Below are 11754 nucleotides of genomic sequence, written 5' to 3'. Positions count from 1 at the left end.
CTGCGCAGCCAAACCATTGAAAGAAGCTTTGCGGATGCCAAAGAACTCCATGGCTTTCGCTACGCAAGACGCCGAGGGCGTCCGTCTGTCCAAGAACAGGCTTTCCTGACAGCCGCCACGCAAAACATCAAAAAAATGGCCCTCCTTCTGGCAAGGAGGGCGTAAAAATCGGAAATTTTCTTTTCTTTTGATAAACAAATAAGTTCTTATCTTATATCAAAGGGTTACTCAACACTCTGAAAAAGCTGGTCCAAGGAGTTCCTTGGACCAGCTTTTTTCATTACAAAATTTGAAGTTCTTTCGGGAATTTGGTCAATACTTCAACACCGTTCTCCGTTACGGCTACATCATCCTCGATGCGGACTCCGACTTTCCCAGGAACATAGACGCCAGGTTCAATCGTAAAGACCATGCCGGTTTCCATTTTCATCGAATTTGAGCCGTGCAGCGACGGGAACTCGTGTACAGAAATGCCAAGCCCGTGGCCGAGGCGATGTGTAAAGAACTCGCCATAACCGGCTTCCTCAATAATTTGGCGGGCCGTCTGGTCAAGTTCGGCAGCAGTAATTCCGGGTTTGACAGCATTGACTGCGGCCAACTCAGCCTGCAGCACTACATCATAAACTGCTTTTTGTTCTTCGTTTGGTTCGCCGAAAGCTACCGTCCGGGTGATGTCCGAGCAATAACCTTTGTGAATAACCCCCAGGTCAAACAATACAAGGTCGCCTTTTTGGATTTTGCGGTCGCCCGTCTTGCCGTGCGGCGATGCCGCTTTCGGACCACTGAGGACAGTCGTATCAAAAGACATATGCGTCACGCCGCGTTTTTTTAGCGCCAGTTCGATTTCTGTCATCACTTCAATTTCCGTGATGCCTTCTTTAATGGCTTTTGTGCCAACTTCAATAGCGTAATCGGCAAGTGCTGCCGCTTCACGCAAAATCTGAAGTTCCGCTTCGTCTTTGACAACACGCAGCCTATTGATTTGGTCATCCAGTTGAACAAATTCAAGAGCTTCGAACAATTCGTTCAATGCATCATAACGGTCTACGGTCATATGCGATTTTTCAATCGCCAGCTTGTTTAGAGAAACACCACGCTTTAAAGCCGTACGGTAGAGAACTTCCATGGCGTTCTCTGTATCGACGTGACCGACAATATCACCGCTCCAGCCAGCATTTTTCGCGTCGGGAATTTCCATTTGCGGGCAGATGAGGAACGGTGCTGCTTCCTGGAATATCATGACGCCAAGAAGACGCTCGTGCGGATTGCTCCGAAATCCACTGATGTAGAAGACATTGTCCGGATTGGTAATAAAAGCCGCGTCAACCGATTGTTCTTTTAAGTAACTCTGCAATTGCTGAACTTTATTCATATGTATTACCTCCTCTTTATGTGTAGTTTAACAAAGTTAAGGGTATAAGACAGCTAGAAATGGTTCAGATAAACCAAAATTGGAGGGGTTTTATGCAAGTTTCATACCACGGCCATTCGGTTGTGAAAATCAAAACCGGAAATTACACCATCTTGATCGATCCATTCATTACGGGAAACAGCCTGACAGATCTAAAGGTAGAAAACGAAAAACCTGACGCTATATTGCTGACGCATGCCCACAATGACCACGTCGGTGATACGATTGAACTGGCAAAAGCCAGCGGCGCGCAAGTGGTCGCGCCTGTAGAGCTCGCCGGTTATTTAGGCTCTAAAGGCTTAAACACGGTAGGCATGAACCTGGGTGGCTCGCATACGTTTGACTTCGGGACTGTAAAGTTCACGAAAGCGTTTCATAGCTCCTCGTATACTTCAGAGGAAGACGGTGTCATATATGGCGGGATGCCTGCTGGAATTTTATTCAAAGCGGAAGGTAAGACCCTTTATCATGCGGGTGATACGGAAGTGTTCGGAGATATGGAGATTATCGGCAAGATGAATGCCATTGATTTGGCATTTGTGCCGATTGGCGACTTTTTTACAATGGGTCCGGAAGATGCAGCTTATGCCGTCAGCTTAATAAACCCGAAAACAGTCGTTCCGATTCACTACAATACTTTCCCGCCAATCAAACAAGATCCGGAACAGTTCAAGAAACTTGTCGATAAAGCCGAAGTCAATGTCTTGCAAGTCGGCGGCGTAATCGATTTATAAAAGATGATCCGAAGAGCCAGCCTCTTCGGATTTTTTATGCTTTCCTTTAATACTGCTGTTGTTCCATTAATTAGGCGACTTTGTTTCGGTAGCGGATATGGTACACTTGAAGGACAGGAAAGCAGAGGAATGGGTGAACTTATGGCAACAAAACACGAACAGATCCTTGATTATATCGAGACGCTTGCTGTCGGTGAGAAAATCTCGGTACGCCGAATTGCGAAGGAATTGCACGTTAGCGAAGGCACAGCTTACCGGGCGATTAAAGACGCAGAGGCAAAACGGCTCGTTTCAACCATCGAACGGGTTGGCACTATCCGGATTGAACGGAAAAAGAAAGAAAATATCGAACGGCTCACTTATGCGGAGATTGTCAATATTGTTGACGGCCAAGTGCTTGGAGGCCGAGCAGGGCTTCATAAATCACTGACGAAATTCGTAATCGGCGCTATGCAGCTGGATGATATGATGCGCTATACAGAAGCCGGAAATCTACTGATTGTCGGCAACCGGCTGAAGGCTCAGGAATATGCCCTGCGAGCCGGTGCGGCAGTACTGGTGACCGGTGGATTCGATACAACCGATACCGTCAAAAATCTCGCTGATGAATATGAGCTGCCGGTCATCTCGACAAGCTATGACACCTTTACAGTAGCGACGATGATCAACCGGGCCATTTACGATCAGCTGATAAAAAAAGAAATCTTGCTGATTGAAGATATTCTGATTCCTTTGGAAAACACCGCTGTCCTGCATTTCAAAGAAACAATCAGCCGGTATAATGAATTAAATGAAGAAACTTCGCATGGAGGATTTCCGGTGGTCGACGAAAACCAGAAACTGGTTGGCATCATTACATCACGGGATGTTATTGGCCATGGCCAGACAGAGCCTATCGAAAAAGTCATGACCAAATACCCGCTTACGGTTTCAATGCAGACAAGCGTTGCGGCTGCAGGCCACCGAATGGTTTGGGAAGGCATCGACCTGATGCCGGTTACGGATGATTCCGGTTATCTTAAAGGGGTTATCAGCCGACAGGATGTGCTTAAAGCTATACAGACCGCCCAGCGCCAGCCACAGCAAGGCGAAACAATCGATGACATCATCAAAAGTCAGCTGCATCTTCAATCGGCAGACAAACTAACCCTGGAATTTCGAGTGACTCCGCAAATGACCAATGCTTACGGTTCCATGTCATACGGAGCGTATACGACGATTTTAACAGAGGCAGCCAGTACCGCTCTCAAGACGAAAAACCGCAAAGACAGTGTTCTGGAAAATATGGCCGTATACTTTTTAAAGCCAGTCCAGCATGATTCCGTCATGCTTGTGCGCCCTGTTATTTTGGATATTACCCGCAAGTCTGCGAAAGTGGACATTGAAGTTTCGTTCGAAGATGAGATTGTCGGAAAAGCATTGCTGACATTCCAGCTCTTGGATCGTTAAAGCCAAAAAAAGCTCTCCTGAATAGGAGAGCGGTTTATTTATTGAGCCGGGCTTCTTCATCAAGAAACGAGCGGTAATGTTTGGCGGCTTTGGAGTTGTAGACGATCAAGCCTGCTCCTAGAATGATGAAAATGCCGGCGATGATGTATGTGACAACTGTTTGGAAAAGCAATAGCTGATTGATGCCGAAAAACAGAACAAAGCTGCCTAAAGCGATCGATGCCATAGAGGCATACCATTTTTTGCGAATCGGCAAAGACGTACGGAACTGCTTTGTTTTATAATAAAAATAAAACCCAAACGAGAAAAAAATTAAAATCACACTTAAAAACACTAAAATTTTCATAAGGACCTCCTGTATTCCAAAACTCATTCTTATTGTACTAGAAACAGCTGGAATTGCGAACGGATATCTTTATTTAGAAAAGGAGCATACACTTGAACAGTCAAATCATAGACACAATTAAACAATTCGATACAATTATCATCCACCGGCACGTAAGGCCAGATCCCGATGCTTACGGTTCCCAAATGGGCTTGAAGTACTTGCTGCAGCATAATTACCCTGAAAAGCGTGTACTTGCGGCGGGTGAACACGATTTCACTTTAGATTTCCTTGATTTTCCGGACCCTGTAGAAGACGCAGATTTTGAAGGGGCATTGGTCATCGTCACGGATACGGCAAATACCGAACGGGTAGACGATCAGCGCTACGAGAAAGGCGCTAAAGTGATTAAAATTGATCATCATCCAAACGACGATCCTTACGGAGACATTGTTTTAGTAGACATAACAGCAAGCTCTGCTTCTGAAATGGTTTACGAGTTATTTACATATGGGCGAGACCATGAAAATTGGAAACTTTCTGATGCTGCAGCAAGGCTTTTATATGCTGGAATTGTCGGAGATACCGGCCGATTCCTATTCCCAAGCGCAACACAAAAAACGTTTGAAATAGCCGGGGAGCTCATCAAGTATGAGTTTGACCGAACAGCGCTGTATAACGGCATGTACGAAATGGAGCGCAATTTGCTTCATCTGCAGGGGTATATTTACCAGAACTTCAAGTTGGATGAAAGCGGCGCGGCCTACGTTAAAATCACATTGGACATTTTAAAGGAGTTTGGCGTAACAGCGACTGAAACTTCCTTGCTTGTCGGCTCTCTCGGCAATGTTAAAGGTTTGAAGGCATGGGTCATTTTCATTGAAGAAGAAACGGAAATCCGGGTGCGCCTCCGCTCAAAAGGTCCAATCATTAATGGATTGGCGAAGGAATTTGGCGGTGGCGGACATCCGATGGCTTCTGGTGCTACGGCATATACATGGGAAGAAGCCGACCGGGTGATTGACCGTCTGATTGAAATTTGTTCATCATAAAAAAGGAGGGATTGGGTTGTCCATGGTTTATCCGCATATAAGCACGTCGGCTGATTTGCTGAAAAGCACGGTGCGCCTAGATGAACTTTTCCCTTTTCTAGTGGAACAAGGTACGCAGGCTGCAGCAATCGTCAATACGAAACTGTATGGCATCCTTCCATTTTGGGAAGCCTGCAGCCGTGCCGGCATTCATGGAGTTGTCGGCTTATCGGTGTTTATTGAATATGAAGAACAAAGTTACCCAGTTGTGTTGTACGCCAAAACAAATGAAGGCTACAGCAACTTATTGAAAATATCAAGTGCATTGGCAACCCGGGATAAAAGTGCAATTCCCGAACAATGGCTGCGAGCATATAAGAACGGGCTAATCTGTGTTATCCCGAACAAAAGGGAATGGACAGCAGCAGACTCTGCGCCGATTTTCCATTATATCAAGACCGTTTTTGGGGCTGATAGTTTCGGCAGTGTAGAGCGTCCTGGAGGAGAAAGTTCTTCGGAAGAAGCGGAATTTCTAACTTTTTGCAGCGAAGTGAGTGTTCCTGTTATCGCGACGCAAGAAAGCCGCTACGTGAAAGAACAGGACGCGTTTGCGTTTGAAGTAGCTTCCGCCATCGGACAAGGCTTGAAACTGAATGATCCGCAGCGTGAACGCCCTGCCCATACAAAGGCATACGTTCCGGCTGCCGGAGAACTCCGCGAATGGTTTTCAGACCGTCCGGAGTGGCTGGCTGAAGCGGCGCGAATGCTCCATAGCTGTAAAGTTACAATTTCTATGAACCGGCAATTGCTGCCGGTCTTTCCATTAAAAAATTCCATTGACAAAGCTGCTTTTATAGCAGAGCTTTGTGAAAAAGGATTGGCTGAACGCATCCCTGATTATTCTAAAGCGTATAAAGACCGTCTCGACTACGAGCTGTCCGTTATTGGAAAGATGGGGTATATCGATTATTTTTTGATTGTCTCAGATTTCATGAAATTTGCCCGGGATAATGGCATATTAACAGGTCCCGGACGCGGATCGTCAGCGAGCTCGCTTGTCGCATTTTCCTTGCGCATCACCGATGTCGACCCGCTTGAACACGGGCTGCTGTTTGAGCGCTTCTTAAATCCGGAACGCGTAACATTGCCGGATATCGATATTGACTTTGCGGATTACCGGCGGCATGAAGTGGTGGAGTATGTGGCTCGCAAATACGGGGAGGCAAGAACAGCGCAAATTATCACTTTTGGAACACTGTCTGCCAAAGCGGTCGCTCGGGATACAGCCCGTGTTTTCGGTTTTGAACCGGAGGAGCTTGAAGCCATATCCAAACTGATTCCAAATCGGATAGGGACTACGCTGAAATCGGCTTTAAAAGAATCTCCTCGCCTGAATGATTGGATTATTGAAAAAGAAGAACGCAAAACGTGGTTTAAAACGGCGATCAAGTTGGAAGGCTTGCCGCGCCATGCTTCCACCCATGCGGCGGGAGTCATACTAAGCCCGTCACCGCTTGTTGACCATGTGCCAATCGAAAAAGGGAACGAAGGCATTTTCATCACCCAATGGCCAATGCAAGAACTCGAGGCAATCGGCTTATTGAAAATGGACTTTCTCGGATTGCGCAACCTGACGATTCTCGAACAGATCCGGCGATTGGTTCAGCTTGACCGCAGAGAGAACATTGACTACAGGAAAATTCTGTTGACCGATCAAGACACTTTTTCTTCGTTGGCTGCAGGGGATACGACTGGGGTTTTTCAACTGGAATCCGATGGCATGCGGAGGGCATTAAAAGAAATTCAGCCGACCGCATTTGAAGACATTGTAGCTGTCAATGCCTTATTCCGTCCCGGTCCGATGGAATTTATCCCGTTATATGCCAAACGTAAGCATAAGCAGGAAAAAGTCACCTATGCTCATCCGGTGTTAGAACCAATTTTAAAGGAAACGCACGGGGTCATTGTTTATCAGGAACAAATCATGCAAATTGCGGCAGCAATGGCTGGCTTTTCTTATGGGGAAGCCGATTTGCTGCGGCGGGCAGTCAGCAAGAAGAAACGGGAGATCTTGGATGAGGAACGGCTGCACTTTGTCCGTGGGGCATTGGCTAAAGGTTTTCCGGAAGCAGCTGCGACGGAAGTGTATAATTTGATCGTCCGTTTTGCTGATTATGGCTTCCCAAAAAGCCATGCTGTTGCTTACAGTGTGATTTCGTACCAATTGGCTTACATGAAGACCCATTACGCGGTTTATTTTTATGCTGCGCTCTTGTCGACAAATGCCGGAAACGCTGAAAAGACCCAGCAGTTGCTTCATGAAATAAAAGAAAAAAAGATACCGGTCTTGCCGCCGTCTGTCCAAAAGAGCCATTCCACGTTTTCTGTGGAGGGCGGCCAAATACGAATGGGCTTGAGTTCGGTTAAAGGTGTGCCTGCAACTGCGGTAAAAGCGTTGCTGGCAGAACGGAAAGAAGCGCCGTTCACCAGCTTGTTCAACATCGCTGAACGAATATCGGCCATTCATTTCACGCGAAAAGCGTTTGAACCTTTGATAAAAGCAGGGGCGCTTGACGGACTTGATCTTGACCGTGGGGTATTGCTTGCCTCACTCGATAGTGCGGTCAAACATGCAGAACTTGTCAAACCGGACGAAGAGCCGGGTCTTTTTGATGATATGGGAAGCAGTTTTATGAAACCGAAATATGCCCAAGCTTCTCCGATTCCGGAAAGCTTGAAATTAGAGTTCGAAAAAGAAGTGCTTGGCTTTTATCTATCGACTCATCCGATCGAGCGCGAAAAGAAAACGCGTGAAAAAGCTTATGCGGACCTGAATTCCTTGAAAAACCGGCGAGATAAAGAGCCGGTTACGGTGCTTGCCATGGTGGAGGACGTCAAGCGGATCCGTACAAAAAAAGGTGATGCAATGGCATTTGTCAGCATGCAGGACGAGACGGGCCTGGCTTCACTGACCCTGTTTCCAGCTGAATATGCAAAATACAGCTCCTTATTGGAACCGCATGCAGTTCTTGAAGTGCAGGGGAACATCGAGAACCGCAATCAAAAAATCGCCATTATATGCAAATCTATTCTCAGTTAACTGCTTTTCTAATAAGAAAAGCAGTTTTTTCTTTACGGAAACCGAAAAGTTTTGTATCCTAGTCAATATGAGTGGTCAGACCACTTTCCAATAAATGGGAGATAGGAGCGATCATGAATCAATCTAAACGTTATTTAGATATAGTCCGGGATTTAAGGGACATGATTAGGCAGGATAACATCCGGCCGGGCGACCGCATTCCATCAGAGAGAGAATTGGCCGAAACGCTGCAAGTGGGGCGTTCGACAATCAGGGAAGCTTTGAGAAGTCTAGAATTGCTGGGTTTAATCGAAACACGGCGGGGCGAGGGTACATTTCTTGCTGACCACCGCAACAATATGCTCGTAGAAGTGTTATCCACCTTCATCTTGCAGGACAACCAGTCCCAGAAAGACGTAAGGGAAACAAGGCAAATGCACGAACTGGCTGCTATTCAGGCCATTTGCGCTGACCGGACAATTAGCCAGATGGGAATCTGGGATGGCTTTCGCATGCGGTTATCAGAAGAGGAAAATGGATTTCAACGCGAGGATTTTGTGCGGGAGTTAATGGTGCTTTCGGGCAACCGCCTATCTTTGAAAATTTGGGTTTTACTTCACAAATACAGTGGCAATCCATATAACGGAACTGTTTCAAAAGCCGAAAAAGAACGATTGCTGAACATACTTGCTGCCATTGAGCAGCAAGAAACGGACAAAGCCGCACAAGAGTTCAAAACTTGGAGCGATGGGCTACTAAAGGAGAGATTGCGCAATGATTCGTGATATTTTCAAACGAAACAAAGATAAAAAAGAGGCGACGATTCCTACTAAATCTGCAAAAGATATGCCGGGTGGTTTAATGACAAAATGTCCCGAGTGCAAGCATATTTCGTTAACAAAAGACTTGCAGGCAGATCATAAAGTATGTTCGAAATGTGACTATCATTTTAAATTGACTGCCCACGAGCGTGTTGCCAGTTTATTGGATGAAAATTCGTTTGTCTCAATGGATGATCATTTGAAATCGGAAAATCCGCTTGGCTTTCCAGGATACACTGAAAAAATTCAACAAGACAGCAAAAAAACAGGGCTGAATGAAGCGGTCTTGACTGGCACAGGAAAATTGTCTGGCCGGGAAGTTGTCATAGCTATTATGGATTCCCATTTCCGTATGGGTTCCATGGGATCAGTGGTCGGTGAAAAAATTACCCGGGCAATTGAAGCGGCAACGGAGAAAAAGCTTCCGTTTATCATCTTTACAGCCAGCGGCGGTGCCCGTATGCAAGAAGGGGTTTTATCTTTAATGCAAATGGCTAAAACGAGCGTCGCATTAAAGCGCCACAGTAATGAAGGGCTGCTGTTCGTATCTGTTTTGACCCACCCGACAACCGGTGGTGTTTCAGCAAGTTTCGCATCTGTCGGAGATATTAATATTGCTGAGCCGAAAGCGTTGATCGGTTTTGCCGGGCGGCGTGTTATTGAGCAGACGGTCCGCGAAAAGCTGCCGGAAGATTTCCAGACCGCTGAGTTTCTTTTGGCTCACGGCCAGCTTGATGCTGTTGTGCACCGCGCTAAAATGCAAGAGACCTTGTCATCAATTGTGCGTTTGCATACAAAGGAGGTAATCCAAAATGGCTAAAACCGCACCGAAAGCGATGCCTTTCGAAGAACCATTATTTGAATTGCGAAAAAAAATAGAGGAACTAAAAGAGTATACAAAAACGGCCGAAGTCGATTTAAGTTCCGAGATTAAAAGTTTGGAAGCGCGTCTTGCCAAACTTGAATCGGAAATATATGAGAACATGAAGCCATGGGACCGCGTACAAGTAGCCCGGCACCCGAACCGTCCGACGACCCTCGACTACATTTCGATATTGTTCGAAGATTTTATCGAATTGCATGGAGATCGCTCTTATGGGGATGACGAAGCTATTGTCGGAGGCATTGCATCTTTTCATGGTCAGCCTGTCACCGTTATCGGCCACCAGCGCGGAAAAGACACGAAAGAAAACATCCGGCGCAATTTTGGCATGCCGCACCCGGAAGGATACCGAAAAGCGTTGCGCTTAATGAAGCAAGCGGAAAAATTCAATCGGCCGATCGTTTGCCTGATTGATACGAAAGGCGCTTATCCTGGCAAGGCTGCAGAAGAACGCGGCCAAAGCGAAGCGATTGCCCGCAACTTGGTGGAGATGGCTGGACTAGAAGTTCCAGTGATTTCAATTGTTATCGGAGAAGGCGGCAGCGGAGGCGCATTGGCGCTTGGTGTCGGCAACCACATCTTGATGCTTGAGAACTCGACATTTTCTGTTATCTCCCCTGAAGGCGCCGCTTCCATACTATGGAAAGATTCAGCGCTTGCGCAGACAGCTGCAGAAGCAATGAAAATCACAGCACCTGATTTACTGGAAATGAAAATTATAGAGCGTGTGATCCCTGAAGTAAGGGGCGGTGCTCATCACGATTGTAACAAGCAGGCTGCTTATATTGGCGATGCCATTAAGCAATCGTTTGCTGAGCTGGGCAACTTGTCAGGGCAGGAACTGATCGAACAGCGTTACGCCAAATTCAAATCAATTGGCATATTCAGTGAATAAAAACCGCTCTTGCGGTTTTTTATTTTTTTGCGTAAAAGTGGTTTCTAACAAAAACTTAACACCGATTAGATTATTCATGACTGACAGAGAAGAACTCTTCGTGGTAAGGTGAAAAGAGTAAAAGGAAATGCAGGAGGCGTAGTTTATGAAACGAATAGGAGTTTTAACAAGCGGTGGGGATTCACCGGGCATGAACGCTGCAGTTCGAGCGGTTGTGCGAAAAGGCATTTACCACGGTTTGGAAGTGGCCGGCGTATATCAGGGCTATCAAGGATTGATTGAAGGGAAAATCAAGGACTTGGAGGCTGGCGATGTCGGAGATATTATACAGCGGGGCGGTACGAAATTATATTCAGCCCGATGCCCAGAGTTTAAAACAGACGCTGGACAAGAAAAAGCGATCGAGCAAATGAAAAAACACGGGCTTGAGGGCTTGGTGGTTATCGGCGGAGACGGCTCGTACCAAGGGGCAATGGCTTTAACAAGAAAAGGGTTTCCTTGTGTAGGCGTGCCAGGAACTATTGACAATGATATCCCAGGAACAGATTATACCATCGGTTTCGATACGGCTTTGAATACTGTTATTGAAGCGATTGATAAAATTCGTGATACAGCGACAAGCCATGAGCGGACGTTCATCATAGAAGTAATGGGAAGAGATGCGGGAGATTTGGCGCTTTGGGCCGGCCTTGCAGGGGGAGCTGAGACGATTCTGATCCCGGAAGAATCGTATGACCTGGATGAAATTGTCGACCGTCTGAAAAAAGGGAAGGCGCGCGGCAAGCGGCACAGCATTATCATTGTTGCGGAAGGTGTTATGAGCGGCAATGAGTTGGCGACTTTGATCGAAGAAAAGGCGGGCATTGAAACACGAGTATCTGTTTTGGGCCATATCCAGCGCGGCGGTTCACCGACAGCAAGAGACCGTGTACTCGGAAGCCTATTCGGCGCACGGGCAGTTGAAGTTCTTTTAGAGGGTGAAGGCGGAAAAGCCATTGGCATGAGAAATCACCTAGTGGTAGACTATGATATGACTAAAGCTTTTACTGAAGAGCATGATGCAGATATGACTTTATATACGCTTTCAAAAGAACTATCAATTTAAAACTTTAACTGGAGTGAGTCT

Annotated in this window: 11 protein-coding genes; 9 read left to right on the top strand and 2 right to left on the bottom strand. The window is 46.4% G+C overall.

Annotation, left to right across the window (positions count from 1 at the left end; translation table 11 throughout):
- The coding region (locus B0H99_RS12015) for a transposase (protein ID WP_181313583.1) at window positions 1-165 on the top strand (165 nt) is incomplete at its 5' end.
- 115 nt (window positions 166-280) lie between these two features.
- Here B0H99_RS12015 and B0H99_RS12010 read toward each other — a convergent pair.
- A complete protein-coding gene (locus tag B0H99_RS12010; protein ID WP_106533920.1) occupies window positions 281-1372 on the bottom strand; it encodes a M24 family metallopeptidase in 1092 nt (363 codons plus the stop codon).
- 92 nt (window positions 1373-1464) lie between these two features.
- On the opposite strand from B0H99_RS12010, the gene B0H99_RS12005 reads away from it, so the two are divergent.
- The gene (locus B0H99_RS12005; RefSeq protein WP_106533919.1) at window positions 1465-2145 is read left to right on the top strand and encodes a metal-dependent hydrolase; all 681 of its coding nucleotides are present in this window, start codon (window positions 1465-1467) and stop codon (window positions 2143-2145) included.
- Window positions 2146-2286: 141 nt separating this feature from the next.
- Window positions 2287-3594, top strand: a complete 1308-nt coding sequence (locus tag B0H99_RS12000; RefSeq protein WP_106533926.1) for a DRTGG domain-containing protein — start codon at window positions 2287-2289, stop codon at window positions 3592-3594.
- 34 nt (window positions 3595-3628) lie between these two features.
- Here the strand turns inward: B0H99_RS12000 and B0H99_RS11995 are convergent, their stop codons facing one another.
- Window positions 3629-3940 (bottom strand): YtpI family protein, encoded by a 312-nt coding sequence (locus B0H99_RS11995; protein ID WP_425440385.1) that lies wholly within the window; start codon window positions 3938-3940, stop codon window positions 3629-3631.
- A 92-nt stretch (window positions 3941-4032) separates the two neighbouring features.
- Here B0H99_RS11995 and B0H99_RS11990 point away from each other — a divergent pair, with 92 nt between their 5' ends.
- The 6 genes from B0H99_RS11990 to pfkA all read left to right on the top strand — a co-directional run bounded on the left by B0H99_RS11990 (window position 4033) and on the right by pfkA (window position 11733).
- Window positions 4033-4971 carry a DHH family phosphoesterase gene (locus B0H99_RS11990; protein ID WP_106533918.1) on the top strand — a complete coding sequence of 313 codons (939 nt, stop codon included), beginning with the start codon at window positions 4033-4035 and terminating at the stop codon, window positions 4969-4971.
- A 22-nt stretch (window positions 4972-4993) separates the two neighbouring features.
- Complete coding sequence (gene dnaE, locus B0H99_RS11985) at window positions 4994-8050, top strand: DNA polymerase III subunit alpha (protein ID WP_245894520.1); 3057 nt, start codon at window positions 4994-4996, stop codon at window positions 8048-8050.
- 113 nt (window positions 8051-8163) lie between these two features.
- Window positions 8164-8814, top strand: coding sequence for a FadR/GntR family transcriptional regulator (locus B0H99_RS11980; protein ID WP_106533916.1), 651 nt, complete (start codon window positions 8164-8166; stop codon window positions 8812-8814).
- Complete coding sequence (accD, locus tag B0H99_RS11975; RefSeq protein ID WP_106533915.1) at window positions 8804-9670, top strand: acetyl-CoA carboxylase, carboxyltransferase subunit beta; 867 nt, start codon at window positions 8804-8806, stop codon at window positions 9668-9670. The genes B0H99_RS11980 and accD overlap by 11 nt, the downstream gene beginning before the upstream one ends.
- The gene (gene accA / locus B0H99_RS11970; protein ID WP_106533914.1) at window positions 9663-10628 is read left to right on the top strand and encodes an acetyl-CoA carboxylase carboxyl transferase subunit alpha; all 966 of its coding nucleotides are present in this window, start codon (window positions 9663-9665) and stop codon (window positions 10626-10628) included. The genes accD and accA overlap by 8 nt, the downstream gene beginning before the upstream one ends.
- Window positions 10629-10773: 145 nt before the next feature.
- Window positions 10774-11733, top strand: coding sequence for a 6-phosphofructokinase (gene pfkA / locus B0H99_RS11965; protein WP_106533913.1), 960 nt, complete (start codon window positions 10774-10776; stop codon window positions 11731-11733).
- Window positions 11734-11754 lie beyond the last annotated feature (21 nt).

The organism is Planomicrobium soli, assembly GCF_003014655.1.
Lineage (GTDB): Bacteria > Bacillota > Bacilli > Bacillales_A > Planococcaceae > Planococcus > Planococcus soli_B.
This window is presented reverse-complemented; position numbering and strand designations above follow the sequence as displayed.